The organism is Marinobacter sp. LV10R520-4 (genome assembly GCF_002563815.1).
GTDB lineage: Bacteria > Pseudomonadota > Gammaproteobacteria > Pseudomonadales > Oleiphilaceae > Marinobacter.
Map to the genome: position 1 here is coordinate 2,237,956 of NZ_PDJM01000001.1, position 19,336 is coordinate 2,257,291.

Genomic DNA, 19,336 nt, shown 5'->3' on the forward strand with positions numbered 1-19,336 from the left:
AGTCTGCTCCGCCTCGGAGGTCACAGGGAGCTTACATGACTTGCCGCGCACATCTGTACGTCAATTTAATCACTAGGAAACAAACATGAGTAACAAACAAGTATCAAAGGGGCGACGGTCGTCCCCGAAGAAGAACCCGAATTGTCAGGAAAATTATGGCAAGGGGCGTAGCCTGGGCTATGCCGCCAACGTTGCCCTCGATGACTTTTACACTCGGGCATCGCACTTCAACACCCGTGCTACACACAAGCAGCGTATCAAGACGTTCGTGAAGTTCTGCAAAAAAGCGAGCGTGCGTGACGTTCGGGATATCGACAAGCCTTTTATTTTGCAGTTCGGCGCCTATGTCAAAGATCGGCTCAAAAGAAAGCACAAATGGCCGGATGGGAGCGTTGATAAGCAAATTAGCATCGCTTACGCACACAACCTGATCAGCACGGTCAATATCACGATGCGAGCTTTCAGAGAAGATGACGCGCTGAAAATCTCGGGACGAGACGTGCTTGGTGTGTGTCGAAAATCGATCCGCACAAAGCCAATCCAGGCTGATGTTGTTGACATGCAACACGCGGCGAATCAAGCCATCGCAAAAGGGCTTGAGCGTGGCGCAGCTGTGATGAGGCTGAATCGAGCATTTGGCATGCGAGTTCGAGAAGCCATTTTGCAAGATCTGGATCGAATGATGTTCGAGATGCAAACCACCGGCGAAGCGGGCATTCTTGAGGGTTGCAAAGGCGGCAGGAAGAGTACAGATCGGACAATTAAGGCCAGCGAATTTCGGCTTGAAGCACTCGCTTACGCAATCGAGGTTCGACCGAAGGGGTCACGCAACCTGCTGTCTGAAACCGACACAGTGAAGAAATTTCTGCTGCGCGAGCTGAACCCGTGTCGGATTCTGCTGAAGCGTTCGGGTGTTCCGACTTTTCACGAACTTAGAGCAGGATTTGCCCAGGACATTTATGAAGAGATTCTCGATGGCCCTAGCCCGCTGAGAGAGCCAATCCGCGACAAGATCATGGACAGGATTGCTCGTGCTGAGGTGGCCCGTCAGCTTGGCCATGGCCGGTCTGGTGTCGCAGGTGCTTACGTCGGAGGTACGCGTCATGCAGCTTAGTGGGGTCGTGGCTCGGATAGACTTTGGAGATCTGACGCCGACGGAGCGCAACCGGTACATCAATCGGATGAATACAATCGTCGGCGTCATCGAGGAGCGCTTTCCTCATGTGAAGCGTCCAGAGCAGATCAAGCTGAAGTGCGCGCAGTATGTTCGTAATGTCTGGCTGCCGGCACATTCGTCCTCCGAGCGTACAAAAGAAGAACATATGCGTGCTCTGGGGCTTCTTGTAAGGGCTTTGGGAAGGAATGAGCACTGGCTGGGCGCATTGGGGATTCATAGCTGCCTCAAAAAAGGAGGTCGGCCGACTCAAATTAAAATTCGACAATCCAGGAAGTATTATCGGTAATAGAAAATGAGTTTTTCTGGCTGTGCCGAGCTTGAACCTTTGGTGAGCAAGAACCTGCCACCGACAATATTTATGTACATTCCGCCAGCAAATTTGGGAGAGGAGGGTGTTCTTCCACCTTACATTCTCGACCATGGAAAATCGTTCCTGTTTGTAACAGCGAACGAAAATTAGCCTGTGCCTCAGCTTCTATGTCCAAACACCGTGCTCTAGGCGCCCTATGATATCGAGTAACATGCGGATATCCTCCGGTGAGTCCAAGTGATCGTTTGGCTTTCGGTATCCAAAAGCGCGAAGCGGGCGGTTTAGCCAGGCATTTGCTGCCTCGTCGTCGTCTTCAAAAAGCCCGCAGGCCGCAATAATTAGCGCAGTCTGCAGCTCTTCAAGCGTTTTTTGTGAATGGCTCATTTTAAGACTCCACCGGGCACGCGCAGGCTTAGTTGTACGGCGAGCTGTAGCGACTGATAATGATGCAGCGCCATCCAACCTCGCCGTTAACGTCGAGGTTGGATGGCGGGCTTCAGTCAGTGGATCGTATGGGCGGTTTGCAGCAGGAAATTCCCGCCGGTATTGAAGTCCATCACCGCGTGAATACGGTGGGGGTCCTCTGAGTTTCGATACAGCTCCAGAGTTATCCAGTCCTCGCCACGCCGCATTTGCGCGTTGAAGATCACCTCTTCACAATCGAATTGCTGTGAAAGCGTTGCTGCGAGCTGCTGTGCTTGGGTCAGAAATTTCATGGTAGCTCCCACTAAAACCAGTTGTTTTTCTTGATGTCGCCAAGCTGGTCCGCCGCCGATCTTGGAGGAGGAGACTGCTGAATGGACGACCCTGAGTTGTCGGTGTCATCGTCCAGGTGATCCATCGTTTCGGTAATCGTCGCAATGCTGCCGTCCGAGCAGCACAGCTCCAGCGTCACTCTTGCACCTTTGAAGTGATCGATTGTCCACGCAATGATGAGTGCGTCCCGAAGCAGGTCGCTGATGTAGCTGCATTGGTTTTTCATATTTATATTCCTTAGAACAAGAGGGTTTGGTTTTGACCGGTCAAGTTCTAAGTTACACGAATTCTCCGTTTGACCTAATGACTGGCCTGGAGCGGTGGAACGTGCTTGAATGAAGAGGTAAAACAGATGGTTACGGAAGTTTTGGTATTACAGGAAAAGCAGGGTTAAAAAAACTAAAGGATTACGGCTCAGTAACAATTGAGCGTTTTCTAAACAATCAGGGGATGTGGGGACTAATGATGGGACAACACTCGTAATCCCTCTAAGTTATTGATTAGAGGGAAAGAGTGGTGCCCGGAGGCGGAATCGAACCACCGACACGAGGATTTTCAAACCCATATAAGCCAATCTTAGCAACAGCCTACAACATTAAATAACAACAAAAACAGCGTTTTATGAATTTTCTATATTGTGCTCTGTTGTCTATTCTCGTCATTTTTTGCGGCTTAGTGTCCCGCCAGTGTCCCACGGTTGCAAGCCGATCCGCCAGCCGGTAATCGTGAGCCTGGGTCACTTATGCCGGCGATACGGAACAATCCCGCAACGGTGACGATGTTGTGAAATGTTAACAGGTAGGCGCGGGTGCTGCCGTTTTGAACCCCAACAAACCCCAACATGCGATACACCCAATCGCCGCCGGCAAACTGGCATCAGCAACAGCATGTTTTGACAGGGTACCGAGCCACCCACTCGCACGCGGGTAAACTCTCAGGCGTTGCGGCTCTGCGCTCCCGTGTAGGCACACAGGGACTGGCTTACAAGGTTGTCAGTGATAACGTACAGACTTTGTAGGCGGTGACTTATGGGCGTTGTAGGCGCTGGCTTACGCGGTCGCGCTTTTACGGGCTGGTCGTTATGCCCAACTTTGGCGGGGTCACTACAAAACTTTCGTAGTTCAGCAACGGCGTTAGAGTACCTTTCGGCTTTCAGGTCTTCGCGATTGCCATTTGAAATTCTGATAAGCTCTTTCTAGCCTCCGCATCTTCGGCGGCTGCCCCTTCTTTGGGAAGGTGTGCACCGGCGGCGGCTTATGCGGGGGCTCTATCTCCTCTGCCTTATCCTAATCTTTATCAGTGCCCTTGGCTGCCCTCCTCAAGGTACCGCTTAGCTTTGCGTTATTTTTTCATTTTCATAAAGCAATTGAGGCGCAAATGATCAAAAACGAGAATTATCAAGGACCAATGGCTTTTTTTCGTAAGCACTTGAACGGTGATTACTCCTTGGGGCGCTCATATTGGTTAAATACATTTCTTGTTTTATTATTTGCTCCGGCGCTTGGCCTCATATTAGCCCCGCTTCTCCAAGACCTACCCGCGCGGTATTCCTCGGCGGCAGTTCTTGCCCTTACTGTGCTTGGGTTACTCGCTTGGGTATGGGCGATAAGTGGAACCTGGGCCTCAGCCAACAAACATGTTCAGCGAGGAGGGAAAGGGGGTTGGGCTAGTGCCGCAAAGCTAATGATTGTTCTGGGCATCATCCGAACAGTTGGTGATGTTGGCATCATGAGTGAGGGTCTCGGCGAACACTGGCGCGTAGCTTTGGGGGGGCAACTTGGCCCCCAATACACAATCCAAGTGAGTGCCGATGGGAAATCAGTTGTCTTTAAGGGTGGAATTAATGACGGTGCTGCCGAAGCTTTGACAAAGGCACTTGATATCGCCCCCGCGGTTAATAACGTTGTTTTTAGTTCGATGGGCGGTTGGGTTCGTGAGGGAAATCTTGTAGCAAACATTATCTCGCAACGTAAACTTTCCACATATGTTGAAGGCGAGTGTACTTCTGCATGCACCATTGCCTTCTTGGCCGGACGAGACCGCGTTGTAGGTCCCGACTCACTCATCGGATTTCACCAATTTAAGTCCGTGGGTGAAACTGGTGGCGATGCAGGCGATCAAGCGATGGCAAGCGCCGTGTACGAGCGAGCCGGAGTTTCGAGAGAGTTCATAAATAGGATCGTAACTACCCCTTCTGATCAGGTTTGGTATCCAGATCATAATGAACTCTTGGCTGCAAATGTTATCACTCGAGAGAGTACCAACGGCGAAATTACATCTCGTGCGACGCGTCTGCGCACCCAAGACGCTGCTGGCTGTGAACTCAGCCCATTGACCGCCATTGACCGGATTCAAATTCGAAAACTGGTGGTTCGTACGGCCCCTGAAGATCGCAATTCCTTAATTGTGGATGCTGTTATCCTCAACGAGGCGGAATTTGAGCAGCCGTTTCCCGCCATTGGTCTGACCTTCTCCAATCTGAATGGTGATGTGGTCGCACAAAGTCTCTTTACGCCGGCAGAATACCTCGCCGGAGAAGCCTTGAACTTATCCGCTATGCCACCCGAAACGCCTATTCGAATTGTGATCACCATTCGGGATCCCGGGCGTGATGCGGTGACCTACAACATCAAATTTCAGCCTTGTCCGCATTGCCTGTGAACACATACCGGGTTCTAGTCGCGGCTTGCTGGCGGGCTCTCTGGGCCGTTCTGCCTGTTATGGCCTGTATGCAGGGTGTGCGAAAGTTTCGCAGACCTACGGACGTGTACTGCGCGGAAAATCTCACGGGCGTGTATGCGATGGGTAGCTTAGAGATACAAGTTTTTACAAGTAGCTGTGGGCTCACGGGCGCGTGTGCGTTGGGTAGCGTTTTCAGGATCGAAACTCCCTGAATTTTCAGGGTATCTCTGCTAGCGGGCTTTTACGTCAGTGGCGGAAATGGCCAACTTCCCCCATTGGGGGAACACTGCTCACTTTTCGGCATCTTCACCGGGGATTTGGTTTTCAGGTTTTATCAGGTTCAGATGTCAACAAATGTCAACATGCCAGTTCGTACCACAGCCGCGTACCAGCTTGAAATCTTGCCGCCATTTGCCATATTCCAGCGGGCAAAATACTAACATTTACCAACAGGGCTTCACCTGAGCAAACCTGAGCATTCGCTGGCGGGAAGTGATTGATTTCACTCATAACCCAACTCTGGGGAGTATTACGAGACTTTCGTAGTACCTTCATTCAGCCGGTTTTTCGGCTCAGTACAAGCTCCATCCATGCGCAGGTGGGTAAACCGATGTAATCGAATTACCACAGACGGTGGAAATCGCTCCATTCACTCGCTCGCGGGGTTGTCGCGGTACTCCACCAACGGCGGAGAACATACAAGCTCCACCTACGCGCACGCGGGCAAACCTGGCTTTTGAAATGTTAAGTTTTGTCAAGTTCTGAGCCACCTACGAGTCCGCTCGATAACATCAAGGATTCACTAAAAGATGACTCATATCCGCGTCATCAAGCGATCCTGAATGGCTTCCTGAACCTTGACATTTACCAGCATCCGAGCCACCTGGGTCTTCACTCGCACGCACGTACTGCGCCGAAAATCCCAGTGCCTTTTTATAGTCGGGAAATCTAACCTGATCCATCCATGCGCTCGCGGGCAAACTATTACAGTAATTACGATAATTACGATTGGCCTACCCGGCAAACCTTAGGAGATCCGGCTCCCCATTATTCGGGATCCATGCGCACGTGGCCAAACCTGGCTTTTGCAATAGCAGGTTTTGACAGGTTTTGCTTCATCCATGCGCACGTACTGCGCTGGAATGCTGACCATTGCTAGCATCCCCGCGATGCCTTGAGCCGCACCCACGCGGAAGGGTGTTGGCATAAGCGGCTGCGGCTTCTTGTGGCGTCATCGTTTGGGTGATAGTTTCGATGAATGAGCCGTCTTTGCCGGATAGCTCGATGGCTTGCTGACTTTTGCCGTAGGCCTACGCTGACACATCGAGAGTGCGAGCTTCTACAAATGGCATCGATGCTTGTTATTTCGGAGGATAAAAATATGGGATGGGAAGTGCTCTTGGGTGGAATGATTGCCGTATGGAAAAGGTTTGAAAAATTCGTAGCGGGGTTGTTATTCACCACTATAGTTGGATTCCCCATATTATGTTTCGCCGAAGTGGAGTATGTCCCATACCCTGTTGAGAAAACGGGCAGAGTTCAAGATGAGCCACACATCAGGATTTTTGGGGAAATAAAAAAAGGAGATGACAAGAAAGTTCAGACCATTATTGACCTTTATAGAGGTCAGATGATTCGCAAGTTTGGGATTATGCCTGTGACCCTTGATTCTCATGGAGGGGATGTTGATACCGCGATGCAGATAGGGGCCAAGCTAAGAAATGCGTACGCGTGGACAATGGTTGATATGAATGACGAATGTAGCTCTGCATGCGTATTCATCTTGGCTTCTGGTGTTAGGCGGGATGTTTTCTCTGGAGGAAAAATTGGACTACATCGCCCGAGATTCGATCAAGAATATTTTGCAGGTTTGAGCAGGGTCGAATCTGAATTTCTCTATGGCTCGCTCCTTGATGGGTTGAGGTCTTATATTTTAGCCATGGGTGTCTCAGAAAAAGTTATCGATGACATGGTTAAAACACCTAGCTGGAAAATCGATTATCGAGACAGAGAGTATGCTGAAACTGTCGGTTTAGTTGGTGATGACCCATCATTTCATGAGTGGCAGCGGGCGCAAGATGTGAAGGAATACGGTGAGAAGCATATGAAAATGCAAGACCTATGGGTCGAATGCTACAACTCTGGCATCGTATCGTATGCTATTTGTGACCGCCTTTATAAGAACCATGAACTGACCGAATGATTAGGACCCTGGAGAAAGCTATGAGTGAGTATAACCTTGATTTTGCTCAAGCCATGGCAGAGGCGGAAGAAGCGGAGTGGCGCGAAGCTGTGCAGTCATTCAGACAAGCGGCAGCCCTGAAAATCCGCAGGACATCGGAAAGCACGTTCATGTATCCGCCAATAGCGGCAAGCATCCGACACCAGCAAACGCAGGGCCTCAGTCCATAGGTAGGTTTCAGGCAAACCGGCGTTTTTGGCGGAAAAGGAAACAGTTTCGAAAACCGCCAAGAGCGCTGCACCCACGCGCGCACGGGCAGGCATGTTAACAAAACACAACATTCAGGAAGCTGTTCGCTGCACCCACGCCCACGCACGTATTGCGCAGAAAACTGCACCCCCGTGCAGGGTGTTGTGGGGGCTGAGGGTTAGATACCCTCGGCTACCCGATTAGGCCAGGTTAAACCACGACTAGTTTCCATACATACGCTTGTAGCAGGCACCGTAAGGATGAGTCTCAAGGGCACTAGAAAAACATTCAGAATCAACCTTACCATTCGGCTCTGTGCACCGCTCCTTGATCAAGGACATAAAATTTCTTTGTAAACCCGGTCCTGACTCACCACATGCTCGAATAAGTTTTAATGTCTGTTCTTCCTGTCGGATAAGGTCGGTGCCTTTAAGCCTAAAAAAGGAAAGATCGGCGTCAGTAAGATACCTAATGTCTGAGGAAGGCACTGCCCACATGGCGTCAATGAATGAGGGGTGAATATTGGCACCCCTAAAAAAGGTGCTCAACTGCTCATAAAGCCCTTCGTAAGCCGCTTGAAGACTTTCATATCCCATGCGTTCAAACTCCCCTGGCAAGAATCGCGGACGATGAATGCCGACACGGCCAATGACTGTCCTCTGGAATCCGGCTGCCAATATTAAGGTACATGAAGAGAGGCACTGTTTGCGTTGCCCGACAAACGTACCCATTTGATAAAGTGGGGAGTCTGAGTCACGCATCTCCGCTGCAATCGCTAAAGCTGCAGATACGCTTCCCCCAGGGCTGTCGAGATTTATAGAAAACGGACGGTCAATTTCTGAATTAGAACGATAAAACGACGAAAGGGAGTCCAAGCGTCCAATGTCATCAATAGTAATAGTGCCCGAAATCTCAATGGAGTGAACACACCCTGCATTATCGTACCCCACCTCCCTCAAGAAATCTGCTGAGCGCAAATACAATTTTAATGGCATTTTGAACTCACACCACGGCTTATTAGCTATGACGTTCACAAAGCGCCATGTTGCTGCGGATGCATCCGATACTGCTATGATCAGAACAAGGAAAATCGAAGACCTAATAAAAATCTGCCAATTCATTTTGGCTCTCTCCTTAAAGCGCGGTCGATCAAAGTACACCGTGGCAACAACAGATACCGCAATTTATAAGCAAGTCTAACGCTGCCAGCACGCGCGGCTTTTTAGTGGAGGCGAAGCCGCAACGAAAAAGATGTCTCCGTGACTGGCTTCGTTATGCACTTCTGCCAATGTATGGGGAGACAGGGTCACAGATTGTCACTTCGTTCTTTTTCATCTCGTAGTAATCACAGACCTTAGTAATGCTGTCTTCGTATTTTTCTTGGATGCGCGACAAGATTCTCGGATGCCGACTCAGAACACTTGTTAGCGCTCGGCCTCCATTGAAAAATTTGAGCGGATATTCGGTGCCGACGACGTATAGGTACTTTTTCTTGTGGGTTTCATGCTCTGCCAGGTCAAAAAAGTCCTTGAAGATGCCATTCTGACGAATGGACTCTGGACCGCCCTGCCAATCAATGAACTTGTATTCGGCGACGCGTATGTTTGTCTCAAGGTCAAACTGCCGTCCTGTGTTTCCTGCACCCAAGGAGACATTTTCTACCTTTTCCCCAGGCTCAATGATGCCGGAGAGAGAGCGAAGGATGCCAGCGGCGTGGATAATGACGTTGATTTGACCCGCAACTCGCTTTACGGCTACGGCGGAATCCATGAAAGAATCGTCGATTCCACTAGCCGCGCAGAAGCCCTCGACGTCCTCGACTCCGGCGCCGATGATGCGGCTTTCAATATCCGAGAGACTCCCGGTGAGCGACTCTCCTTGAAATGCTTCGAGAGCGCGAAGTGCCTTATCGATGGTCATTTCTTACCTTGTGCATAAGGCGAAAACGAAGCGGCGCGTCTCACGCGTCCGGCTTCCGTGACTTGTGTACGCCCAGCATGGGCATGAACTAATGGGGTGAAAGTCCCCTGTGGGAAGATCACCGTTCAGCCGGTTTTACCCGATTGAACGCTAACCACTAGCGAATGGCAAGGGCCAGCTTGATAGTGGTAGGTGATTTCGGGGCTTTCGGGTTTTTTGCGCACTACGAAACTTTCGTAGTGACAAACCAGGGCCGTGCCCATTGCGTACACGACTGCGGCAAAAGTCACCACGGATTGTGGCCCTTTTTATCGTCGGGAAGTTTGGGGCATTTCTAAAATAGAGCTAAATAGAAATGAGCTATCTGGTTTCAACTTTCTTCAACTCCTGACGGGCTGACGGCGCTCTGGTGGGCCTCCCAATACGCCCGGCGCAAGTCTGCCCTCCTCGTTGCAATACCGGCCTTGTGGGGCGCGACAAGCGGTGCAGGCCACAACGTGATTCATCATGGCCTCGTGCGCTGGCTTCGATGCCTGTGCGCTCTCTAGGTGGCTCTGCGGTGGTTCGGTGGCCTTGGCTGGCGGTGGCGTCCTGACTGATTCGGCGCGGCGGATTCGTTTCAGGTTTTATCAGGTTCAAATGCTGACTATTGCTAACATGCCAGTTCGTACCAGAGCCGCGTACCAGCCCTAACCTTAGCATTTCTTAGCATTCGGCGTTCGTACCAACAGTTCGTACCAGCTTGAAATCTTGCCGCCATTTGCCATATTCCATCGGGCAAAATACCAACATTTACCAACAGGGCTTCACCTGAGCAAACCTAGCTTCCTGAATGTATAGTTTTGTAAAGTTCTGTGACTGCCACGCGCACGCGGGCAAACCTGTCAAAACCTGTAATTGCTAAAGCCGTTGCACCCACGAGCCCGCTGGCTGGAATGCTGCTCGATAACATCAAGATTGCATCAAGGATTCACTAAAAGATGACGCGGATCTGCGTCTTCACCAAAGCGCACGTGGGCTGGAATGCTGACCATCACTGCATCCGCGATGCCTTGGGCCGTCCACCAGATGATGGGCATACTCACGGTACGGCGGGTGGCGCTGCCCGATTCCCTACTTTTCCCTACCCACAGAGGCACCTTCTTGTTGCGCTCACGTGCAAGAGGGCTGGCCAATCTTTGATTTTTTAAGGTTCTCGGCCCCAGGCATCATCCACTCGCCCACGCGTGTATTGCGCAGAAAACTGCACCCCCGTGCAGGGTGTTGTGGGGGCTGGGGGTTAGATGCCCTCGGGTACCCGATTATGCGCGGTTTTGTAGTTCATTAATTATTCCTTCGACACTTTTTATTCCTTGTTCTTCTCCGTTTATTAATTCGAATAACCAACTTTCAATGGTAGCAGCTGCTGCCCATGAAGGATTGCTGTATGAATTAGCTCCGTTTTGTATTGCTTTGTGTCTTTCATTAGTCGCTTCATTGACTAATAGTACAAGTGTTTTTTTTCTATCATCTTCTTGTAGTAATTTTGACGCTTCGATTCTAGGCTTGTATGCCTTTATTGTTTTTGTATTTCAGATTTAGCTTTTGATTTGAACCAATCAGAGGTCTTCTTCTTTATTTTATGTAGCTCCCTTACGTTGTTGCTCATTTCTTGTTCTCCTTGAAACGCATAACGCCCAGTTATTTGTCGAGACTGCCCCGAATATTGATATGAACACGCACCCTAAACAATAGCCCAATCTTTTGGTAGGATTTTATCTTCTATCATGGCTTGCTGTATTTTTCCTGCAAACATGCCCATTTCTTCTCGTTTCATTTGCCCATCTTGATAGGATTTATATACTTCTTTTGCATCCATGTAACTATTGAACTTTATATTGCCAAACCAACCTGGTTTATAAATATTGACGAAGCCACAAGACCGGCAGTAAATTAGATGCATCTGTAGTCCATCATCATCGTTTGGGCCAAATGCCCATACTAATTTGCTTCTTCCTTCATCCTTAGCATGAACACTATCGACCACCCCGCAGTGATGGCACTTCTTATTGGACATTGTTGTCTCTCCTTTTACGCATAACGTAAAAGTAAGGGGCTGCGCGCTTTTGCGCAGTCCCGCTTGACTGCCGGGTTAGGCTAATGACGCGCAAACATGGGTATGAGAATGGCGGCGAGAATGCCAATGACCGGCAACCCACCAAACACCCAAATAACCCAGGTTTGAACACCGCCCTTGTAGCGAAGATATTCCAGTAGTTTAGGTTCATCTTTCACGGTGAGTTGTGCAGCAGCAATCTTTTTCTTGATGTTGTTGTGATACAGCGAATCGGCATAAATCGTGAACGCGATCCACGGCACAAATAATACGATGGCAGAGAGTCCCGGAGAGCCAGCCTTCTCGAATATATTCGACAAGAATATGATGCCCAAGAATGCGAAAAACCATCCGTACATTTTTCGATAGAGTGCCCAGACTCCACCACAAAGGAAGGCCGGCCAATTCCAGCTTGCTTTCAGGCCGGACCCTAGCCGGTCAAATTGCTCGAACTTTGTGAGGTAGTAGATGCGATTTTTGTCGCCAAGGATTGTTTCATACAGATTTTGCATATTTGCTCCCTTCGTAAAAGCCTAACGCCCAGCTGTGCGGAGAGCGAGCGAAGCGAGTGATTCCGACACCAGCTGTTTGTGTCCGCCCAGCATGGGCATGAACTAATGGGGTGAAAGTCCCCTGTGGGAAGATCACCGTTCAGCCGGTTTTACCCGATTGAACGCTAACCACTAGCGAATGGCAAGGGCCAGCTTGATAGTGGTAGGTGATTTTGGGGCTTTCGGGTTTTTTGCGCACTACGCACGCGTGAGCGAATTTTAACCGTTCGCAAGGGGTTGGCATAGGCGGCTGCGGCTTCTTGTGGCGTCATCGTTTGGGTGATAGTTTCGATGGATGAGCCGTCTTTGCCGGATAGCTCGATGGCCTGCTGACTTTTGCCATAGGCCTACGCTGACACATCGGGAGTGCGAGCTTCTACAAATGGCATCGATGCTTGTTATTTAGGAGGAGAAAAATATGGGATGGGAAGTGCTCTTGGGTGGAATGACTGCCGTATCCTTGAGAAGGTTTGAAAAATTCGTAGCGGGGTTGTTATTCACCACTATAGTTGGATTCCCCATACTATGTTTCGCCGAAGTGGTGTATGTCCCATACCCTGTTGAGAAAACGGGCAGAGTTCAAGATGAGCCACACATCAGAATTTTTGGGGAAATAAAAAAAGAAGATGACAAGAAAGTTCAGACCATTATTGACCTTTATAGAGGTCAGATGATTCGCAAGTCTAGGATGATGCCTGTGACCCTTGATTCTCATGGCGGGGATGTTGATACCGCGATGCAGATAGGGGCCAAGCTAAGAAATGCGTACGCGTGGACAATGGTTGATATGAATGACGAATGTAGCTCTGCATGCGTATTCATCTTGGCTTCTGGTGTTAGGCGGGATGTTTTCTCTGGAGGAAAAATTGGACTACATCGCCCGAGATTCGATCAAGAATATTTTGCAGGTTTGAGCAGGGGCGAATCTGAATTTCTCTATGGCTCGCTCCTTGATGGGTTGAGGTCTTATATTTTAGCCATGGGTGTCTCAGAAAAAGTTATCGATGACATGGTTAAAACACCTAGCTGGAAAATCGATTATCGAGACAGAGAGTATGCTGAAACTGTCGGTTTAGTTGGTGATGACCCATCATTTCATGAGTGGCAGCGGGCGCAAGATGTGAAGGAATACGGTGAGAAGCATATGAAAATGCAAGACCTATGGGTCGAATGCTACAACTCTGGCATCGTATCGTATGCTATTTGTGACCGCCTTTATAAGAACCATGAACTGACCGAATGATTAGGACCCTGGAGAAAGCTATGAGTGAGTATAACCTTGATTTTGCTCAAGCCATGGCAGAGGCGGAAGAAGCGGAGTGGCGCGAAGCTGTGCAGTCATTCAGACAAGCGGCAGCCCTGAAAATCCGCAGGACATCGGAAAGCACGTTCATGTATCCGCCAATAGCGGCAAGCATCCGACACCAGCAAACGCAGGGCCTTAGTCCATAGGTAGGTTTCAGGCAAACCGGCGTTTTTGGCGGAAAAGGAAACAGTTTCGAAAACCGCCAAGAGCGCTGCACCCACGCCCACGCGCGTATTGCGCAGAAAACTGCACCCCCGTGCAGGGTGTTGTGGGGGCTGGGGTTAGATACCCTCGGGCACCCGATTATACGCCACAGTCTGATTGTTTGACAGTGGTTGTAAATAGCTCGTTGCCATCAGCATCTGAATAAACATTTACAATTTTAGCGCCGTGCTTGAGATATATTTGGTTGAGTTTATTGCTGCAAATTGAGTTAGCTAATTGTTGCTGCATTAATCCTGGCATATATTGTTTTGCGTCTTGTGTAGATACCTCCGTCATGTCGCTGATTATTTTTTCCCAGCCTGGAGTGAGCACATGCTTATAGATTTTTGCTTTAGTTGATTTGACATACATGACACTTGTAATTGTGTCCAGTTTGTCTTTTTTGATGGGAAGTTGCTCGTGCTCATGGGCAATGAACTGCTGCATGACATTATCTAGACCATGTTTTTGTATCAGGGCTTCGATTGCTTGAAGCTTTTCATTTTCATCTGATGCATAGCCAATAATGGGGCATAAGATGAAGAGTAAAATAAAAAAGTACCTAATCATGATTTGGCTCGATTTTTGATCATTACAATTGGGGCGATAATTAACAGCGAATAGATTAGCATTCCAATAACCAATAGAGCAGCTTCAGTTAGCTCGATACTTCTATCAGGGGCATCAAAACTTGAGTAGCTCCACATGCCAGCTGCAACCCCAACTGCTGAATAAATTGCTATACGCATGTATTTATTTGCGCCAGCATTTTTGAAGAATGGGCCTGCGATATATGCAATAACTAGAGCAGCAAGAAATATTGGTGCTGAATTAACGATGGAGCTTTCAATAACGAAGGCTAAAACTGGAGGCATAATGTGTCCTTAATTCGCATAACGCTGAGATAAGCGGTGGCTAAAAGCCGTCCGGTGGACGGCCATCAGGCCGGGAACGAACTTGATTGACTGGTGTACGCCCAGCATGGGCATGAACTAATGGGGTGAAAGTCCCCTGTGGGAAGATCACCGTTCAGCCGATTTTACCCGATTGAACGCTAACCACTAGCGAATGGCAAGGGCCAGCTTGATAGTGGTAGGTGATTTCGGGGCTTTCGGGCAATCTGACAATAGTGTTCATGGTCTGGGCTCCACCTCATTTCATCGCCTTTTTATATTCGGGAAACTCCATCAGCCGAAAAATCGGCAGCTTGGCCGGCTTCCCCCTTTTACGGTATCTCGAAATCATCAAAGTCCCAATTCGGGACGAACTAGGCTGTGACTTATCAATGCAGACAGTTCGGGAGTTCTTCCGGAATTCAAGCTGCTCAGAACCGAGCAGAAAGCCCGAGCCCACCAGAAGCAACAGTTACGTCCACGCCACCACCGCCAAAGTCTTCGTAATCACTTGCATCACGGAAGTTGACCCAGAACTCAAGAGAAACAGGGTTCCAGTTATAGCCGATTCCACCACCTAACATCAGGCCGCTGAAGTCGAACTCCTCATCGTAACCGCTGTACTTGTACTCAAGTGTCTCGCTGAAGAATCCCACCGAGCCATATGCCTTGAAGCCTGTTGTTGCGAGGCCCGTTCCTGCAATCAGGCTGCCCTCGACTGCAGTCAGGTCGAGATTTGAATCATCTTCGTGACTTTGATTAGCGTAGGCTAGGCGGAATCCAACGTTATCGTTTACCGCCCCTGTTCCGAACAGAGCAAAGCCTGAAAAATCATCAGACTCGGTGCCGTAACCGGTATCAGCACGAATCACGGTGGCAAATGATGCAATACCAACAGAAAACTTTTTCTCCTCTGCGGGCTCATCTGCAAAAACTGGTGTGGAGGAAACGGCAAGGGCCGCAATCATTGCTACTTTTTTGAACATGGATACATCCTTTTAATGCACAGTATTGATTGGCTAGCGATCACTATGTGTTTTATCTGAGGTCTTCTTGCCTCTTATAAGTGGGTACCGATAGAGGAATGACATCCTCCGAAAACTTCACTTGCATGGCAGTCACCTAGTCAATAAAACTGGTGCGGTCAAGAAACATAAAGCATAGCACAGCGGCGCGAGTTTACGAGCGTCCGGCGGCCATCGGCCGAGTACTGCTGCGATTGGTGTACGCCCAGCATGGGCATGAACTAATGGGGTGAAAGTCCCCTGTGGGAAGATCACCGTTCAGCCGGTTTTACCCGATTGAACGCTAACCACTAGCGAATGGCAAGGGCCAGCTTGATAGTGGTAGGTGGTTTCGGGGCTTTCGGGCAATCTGACAATAGTGTTCATGGTCTGGGCTCCACCTCATTTCATGGGCTTTTTATAGTCGGGAAATATCATCAGACACAAAAAAACCGGCAACTTGGCCGGCTCCCCCTTTACGGTTACTCGAAATCATCAAAGTCCTTCGCGTAAAGATGCGCAAAAATTATCATTGGCTGGCGGTGTAGCTAACGTGTGCAAAAATCATCAGCTTCACGTGCGCGCGATACCTGTTAAGAAATTCTAATCAGCCTCGCGCGCGTCACTGCTCCGAAAACCCTCCGACTGGCATCGTCTAAGCTCACGCTCTACCGCAAGGCGGACGAACTCGGAGCGGTTCCGGTGACAGTGATAGCCGGACTTCATCAAGGCATCAATGGCGTTCACGGTATCGGTTTCCACTGAAACGATTAACCTGGCGGGATTGCGGAACTTGCGCGGGTTACTGCTCATGGTTTTCCCTCTCTGGTAACAGGCTTTTTGGTTTCAAGTTTTATCAACTCCTGGCGGGCTGGTGGCGCTCTGGTGAGCCTCCAAGTAAACCCGGCGCAAGTCTGCCCCCTCGTTGCAATACCGGCCCTGTGGGGCACGGCAAGCGGTGCAGCCCGTAACGTGGTTCATCATGGCTTCGTGCGCTGGCTTCCATGCCTGTGCGCTCTCTATGTAGCTCTGCGGTGGTTCGGTGGCCTTGGCTGGCGGTGGCTCTGTGTGAATGGGCAGCTTTCCATCAGTCCGCATCAGTCGAAAGTAGTCCAGCATATAGGCCCGGCTGTTTGCCTCATCGGCGATGTCCTGAATGTCGTCTTCACATAGCAGGGCGTATAGGTGGTCAGGATTGGCGCGAAGCATTACGGCAATCTCCATCAGCATGGCATCAGGGTTTTGCCAGCTCCGCTCGTTGGCAGGTGGAATTCTTCGCTCCTGTCTTAACTCTGTGATCAATTCCTGTTTGTGCTGAATAATCCAGTTTTCGATTTCAGGAGTGATTGAGATCTCGGGCCAGACTGCGATTTGGTCGCCAGTAAGATTATCAGCATCCAGGCCATGTAGGTGCAAGTAGTCGATAGCGCCCATCAGAACACCCTCCTTTTTTCGGAGTTTTGGTCTTCACCTAAAGAAACTCTCTGATATGAAGTCGTGGAAGTCGTCATGTCGTGCTGATTTTCGGATTCGTGCACGACTTGACGACATTGACGACTTTGTTCTGAAGACTTTCTTTGACCAACGCACCATTTTACCGTTGAGCCAATCTTTCCGAGACATTTACACTCGATTCCAAGCTGTCGGAGCGCAGGAGCAGCCCTTCGCATTGCATCGCCTAATCCTTTTGGAGATCTAGGCCAGGAATCACAACCACGCGGCTTATAATCCTCCAATACATTCAGCCAGTGTTTTGCTGATTGCTCTTCGATCCGGTCCGGGTTTGTTTCTGCCCACTCTCTGATTGCACTTGCTACGGGGCTGGCGTCGAGAGTTCGTTCTAGTCCGTCCTGGCGGGCTGTGTTGAATTGCTCAAGGAAGATCTCCGGCGGCTGCCCCATCGCCTTAGCAACGGCCATTCCCAGATAGGCAAACTCTACAAGGCGCGGGCGCTGATCCGCCGGTAAACTCATCTCCGGCAGATATTCCAGAGCCTTTGCCGCAATGTCTAACAATCCGCCGATAATGGTTGCCCGGTTCTTTTCATACTCAGCGTCGAGCGTGTTCTTTGGGCAAGCGTTGGTAATAACCGGCAGTTCGATACTGATTGCTCGTGATACAGCGTCCTGTTGGGTGATTGCAGCCACAATTCCGTTCAGGATTATCGGACGTTTCAGGGTAATAACGACTTCGTCACAGTCGCTGTAAAGCTTGCGCTTGGCGAATCCGCCTCCAGTGGAGATGACGCAAAAAGCATCCTGAATAGGCGCGGGCAGGTGGCTAATGTTTTCAAGACTAATAAAGTGATTGGTGCCGCCGGTAACGTAGAGATCTTCAGCAGACTTGGGAGCCGCTCTCAGGTCAGCGGCGTTTGGATCAATGAGCCTTCGGAGAGCTGTCTGGCTGGTGGATTTCGCACATCCTTGTTCACCGAACATTTCCAGAGTCGGAAAAGGTGTATCTGTGCGTAGGCACTCCACCAGCCAGGCAACAACCAAAATCTGTTGACTGGGCGTTACGTTGGCAATCTTCCATAACGGTCTAATATCGCCACCAGGAACGGGACGCGGCAATGCCTGCGAGCTGTCAGACCGGCTGAACATGACAGGCGCATCTTGAATCGACCATTTGCCAGGCATCAGGCAGATGGTGCTGCTTCGTCCCGGCTCTGCCAGATCCAGATAATGATTACCGGAGATACTGGCCACACGAATATAGACCGGGCGGTATTCCTGCATAGCAATGCCTTCAAGCGTCATTCTGGCTTCACGCAACGACTGATCCCGTACAGCCTTTTCGTTTTGCTCATAGAATGCCGCAGTAAGCCAGTTTCTGAATGCTCTGCCAGTCAGCGGTCGAACTTCTCCGGTGTCCATGTGTCGGGCATAGGCCGTATTGTTTTCATCGTGGAAAAGCTCATTGAAGGTCTGGACGAACGATACTATTTTGTCTGATTGCGCCTGCTTTTCTTCGTCAGCTTCTTCCTTTGATTCAGGTTGCGGCTTTACTGCGGTAATCATGCCTTCCTGAAATTCAGCAAGAACAGCCTCAGTTCCAGATTTCTGATAAACGTCACTCCAATCCTTTGCAGACTGCGGACACGTCCAGGAACAACCGGATTTCTCTCCGGCTCGCTTGCCGGCTTCGTCCCTGTCCACAGCTACCAGAATGCGCGGATTTAACGGCTGTATAGCTTCCGCAATGCTGCGTACGTTGTTTTCTCCGACGCCACACGCAACCGGCAGGTCCGTTGCTTCATGTAGCCGGTAGCCATCCGCCAGCCCAGCGCAAACGATAAGGCGACCTTCCATGCTCATCAGCTCGGAAGGGTGAAAGCCAATAGGCGTGAACGTGCCTGATACCTTTCCGCCTTTCGTCGTGAATTTATCGTTTGGTTTTGAATCCCCGCCTATGCTGATCCGCTCCGATAAGATCCGCTCACCACCGTGAGCGATCCCGGCAACGTCCAGCAGTTCACGGAACACGACAAGCCTGCGAAAGGTGCCTAACTTGATCGGACGGATTTCTACCTTACATTTGCAAACGGTTTGCAGGTCAGCCAGGTCTATTTCCTTGCGATCTAGGTAAGGGTGAGGGGCGGTGCTATACTCAGCGTGTGTGATTTCCTTTGCGCCCCCGCTTTGCTCGCCAGCTTCGGGGGCGTTTTCGTTTGTGGCCCTCATGCTGTCACCTCGCTTTGCTTTGCATCTAGCCATGCATCAAGTTGTGATCGGGTCCAGCCGACACAGCGGGGTGATATGCGGATTTTGCGGGGGAAGTCTGCGTCAGTTTCTGAAAGGTTGTGCAGCTTGGTTCTGCCAATGCCCAGATATCGGCAGGCATCAGCCATATGCGATAGCAGGGCATCCATGTTTGCAGGCTCTATGCCTGCATTCAGCAGGGCGGCGCGTATGGCGTCTATGCGTTCAGCGTATCCGCCAGCGGTGGTGGTGTTATAATCGTGCTGTGTATAGTGTCTTGCTGTGGTGGCGGGCGCTTTTTTCATT

At 50.1% G+C, this 19,336-nt stretch carries 23 protein-coding genes; 7 read left to right on the forward strand and 16 right to left on the reverse strand.

The features are described 5' to 3' along the window. The first annotated feature begins 85 nt into the window (after positions 1-85). On the forward strand, positions 86-1,114 hold the full coding sequence (locus ATG98_RS10755) for an integrase domain-containing protein (RefSeq protein ID WP_098422965.1): 1,029 nt from the start codon (positions 86-88) through the stop codon (positions 1,112-1,114). Between the two features lie 67 nt (positions 1,115-1,181). Then, positions 1,182-1,463 (forward strand): hypothetical protein, encoded by a 282-nt coding sequence (locus tag ATG98_RS10760; RefSeq protein ID WP_143751459.1) that lies wholly within the window; start codon positions 1,182-1,184, stop codon positions 1,461-1,463. Between the two features lie 189 nt (positions 1,464-1,652). Here ATG98_RS10760 and ATG98_RS10765 read toward each other — a convergent pair whose 3' ends face one another. The 3 genes from ATG98_RS10765 to ATG98_RS10775 form a co-directional block, all read right to left on the reverse strand. Continuing rightward, positions 1,653-1,871, reverse strand: coding sequence for an MbcA/ParS/Xre antitoxin family protein (locus tag ATG98_RS10765; protein WP_098422967.1), 219 nt, complete (start codon positions 1,869-1,871; stop codon positions 1,653-1,655). Positions 1,872-1,987: 116 nt separating this feature from the next. Further along, positions 1,988-2,203, reverse strand: a complete 216-nt coding sequence (locus tag ATG98_RS10770) for a hypothetical protein (RefSeq protein ID WP_098422968.1) — start codon at positions 2,201-2,203, stop codon at positions 1,988-1,990. A gap of 11 nt (positions 2,204-2,214) precedes the next feature. Then, on the reverse strand, positions 2,215-2,469 hold the full coding sequence (locus ATG98_RS10775; protein WP_098422970.1) for a hypothetical protein: 255 nt from the start codon (positions 2,467-2,469) through the stop codon (positions 2,215-2,217). A gap of 1,151 nt (positions 2,470-3,620) precedes the next feature. Between ATG98_RS10775 and ATG98_RS10780 the strand changes: the two genes are divergently transcribed. After that, positions 3,621-4,904, forward strand: coding sequence for a DUF3426 domain-containing protein (locus tag ATG98_RS10780; protein ID WP_228706091.1), 1,284 nt, complete (start codon positions 3,621-3,623; stop codon positions 4,902-4,904). Between the two features lie 378 nt (positions 4,905-5,282). Here ATG98_RS10780 and ATG98_RS21855 read toward each other — a convergent pair whose 3' ends face one another. Beyond that, positions 5,283-5,435, reverse strand: coding sequence for a hypothetical protein (locus ATG98_RS21855; RefSeq protein ID WP_179888120.1), 153 nt, complete (start codon positions 5,433-5,435; stop codon positions 5,283-5,285). Between the two features lie 835 nt (positions 5,436-6,270). Between ATG98_RS21855 and ATG98_RS10785 the strand changes: the two genes are divergently transcribed. Beyond that, the gene (locus tag ATG98_RS10785; protein ID WP_143751461.1) at positions 6,271-7,128 is read left to right on the forward strand and encodes a hypothetical protein; all 858 of its coding nucleotides are present in this window, start codon (positions 6,271-6,273) and stop codon (positions 7,126-7,128) included. Between the two features lie 20 nt (positions 7,129-7,148). Next, positions 7,149-7,337 carry a hypothetical protein gene (locus tag ATG98_RS10790; RefSeq protein ID WP_098422974.1) on the forward strand — a complete coding sequence of 63 codons (189 nt, stop codon included), beginning with the start codon at positions 7,149-7,151 and terminating at the stop codon, positions 7,335-7,337. Positions 7,338-7,577: 240 nt separating this feature from the next. On the opposite strand, the gene ATG98_RS10795 is transcribed toward ATG98_RS10790, so the two are convergent. The 5 genes from ATG98_RS10795 to ATG98_RS10810 form a co-directional block, all read right to left on the reverse strand. After that, entirely contained in the window at positions 7,578-8,477 is a 900-nt protein-coding gene (locus ATG98_RS10795; RefSeq protein WP_098422975.1) for a hypothetical protein, read from the reverse strand. Between the two features lie 151 nt (positions 8,478-8,628). Further along, positions 8,629-9,276: a hypothetical protein gene (locus ATG98_RS10800; protein ID WP_098422977.1), complete on the reverse strand. Its 648-nt coding sequence runs from the start codon at positions 9,274-9,276 to the stop codon at positions 8,629-8,631. A 962-nt stretch (positions 9,277-10,238) separates the two neighbouring features. Beyond that, positions 10,239-10,451 (reverse strand): hypothetical protein, encoded by a 213-nt coding sequence (locus ATG98_RS21525; protein WP_143751463.1) that lies wholly within the window; start codon positions 10,449-10,451, stop codon positions 10,239-10,241. Between the two features lie 548 nt (positions 10,452-10,999). After that, positions 11,000-11,332 carry a hypothetical protein gene (locus tag ATG98_RS10805; protein ID WP_098422979.1) on the reverse strand — a complete coding sequence of 111 codons (333 nt, stop codon included), beginning with the start codon at positions 11,330-11,332 and terminating at the stop codon, positions 11,000-11,002. Between the two features lie 80 nt (positions 11,333-11,412). Beyond that, on the reverse strand, positions 11,413-11,883 hold the full coding sequence (locus ATG98_RS10810) for a DUF2628 domain-containing protein (RefSeq protein WP_098422981.1): 471 nt from the start codon (positions 11,881-11,883) through the stop codon (positions 11,413-11,415). Between the two features lie 457 nt (positions 11,884-12,340). Here ATG98_RS10810 and ATG98_RS10815 point away from each other — a divergent pair, with 457 nt between their 5' ends. Both ATG98_RS10815 and ATG98_RS10820 read left to right on the forward strand, forming a co-directional pair. Beyond that, on the forward strand, positions 12,341-13,165 hold the full coding sequence (locus ATG98_RS10815; RefSeq protein ID WP_098422983.1) for a hypothetical protein: 825 nt from the start codon (positions 12,341-12,343) through the stop codon (positions 13,163-13,165). Between the two features lie 20 nt (positions 13,166-13,185). Beyond that, a complete protein-coding gene (locus tag ATG98_RS10820; protein ID WP_098422974.1) occupies positions 13,186-13,374 on the forward strand; it encodes a hypothetical protein in 189 nt (62 codons plus the stop codon). 157 nt (positions 13,375-13,531) lie between these two features. On the opposite strand, the gene ATG98_RS10825 is transcribed toward ATG98_RS10820, so the two are convergent. The 7 genes from ATG98_RS10825 to ATG98_RS21990 form a co-directional block, all read right to left on the reverse strand. Next, positions 13,532-14,002: a hypothetical protein gene (locus ATG98_RS10825; protein ID WP_098422985.1), complete on the reverse strand. Its 471-nt coding sequence runs from the start codon at positions 14,000-14,002 to the stop codon at positions 13,532-13,534. Beyond that, the gene (locus ATG98_RS10830; RefSeq protein ID WP_098422987.1) at positions 13,999-14,307 is read right to left on the reverse strand and encodes a hypothetical protein; all 309 of its coding nucleotides are present in this window, start codon (positions 14,305-14,307) and stop codon (positions 13,999-14,001) included. The genes ATG98_RS10825 and ATG98_RS10830 overlap by 4 nt, the downstream gene beginning before the upstream one ends. A gap of 449 nt (positions 14,308-14,756) precedes the next feature. Then, positions 14,757-15,311 carry an outer membrane beta-barrel protein gene (locus ATG98_RS10835; RefSeq protein WP_098422988.1) on the reverse strand — a complete coding sequence of 185 codons (555 nt, stop codon included), beginning with the start codon at positions 15,309-15,311 and terminating at the stop codon, positions 14,757-14,759. Between the two features lie 621 nt (positions 15,312-15,932). Then, the gene (locus ATG98_RS10840) at positions 15,933-16,142 is read right to left on the reverse strand and encodes a hypothetical protein (protein WP_098422990.1); all 210 of its coding nucleotides are present in this window, start codon (positions 16,140-16,142) and stop codon (positions 15,933-15,935) included. 33 nt (positions 16,143-16,175) lie between these two features. Then, positions 16,176-16,763, reverse strand: coding sequence for a hypothetical protein (locus ATG98_RS10845; RefSeq protein ID WP_098422992.1), 588 nt, complete (start codon positions 16,761-16,763; stop codon positions 16,176-16,178). Continuing rightward, entirely contained in the window at positions 16,763-19,012 is a 2,250-nt protein-coding gene (locus tag ATG98_RS10850) for a hypothetical protein (protein ID WP_098422994.1), read from the reverse strand. Before ATG98_RS10850 ends, ATG98_RS10845 begins: the two co-directional genes overlap by 1 nt. Further along, positions 19,009-19,335, reverse strand: coding sequence for a helix-turn-helix transcriptional regulator (locus ATG98_RS21990; protein ID WP_218925856.1), 327 nt, complete (start codon positions 19,333-19,335; stop codon positions 19,009-19,011). Before ATG98_RS21990 ends, ATG98_RS10850 begins: the two co-directional genes overlap by 4 nt. Position 19,336 lies beyond the last annotated feature (1 nt).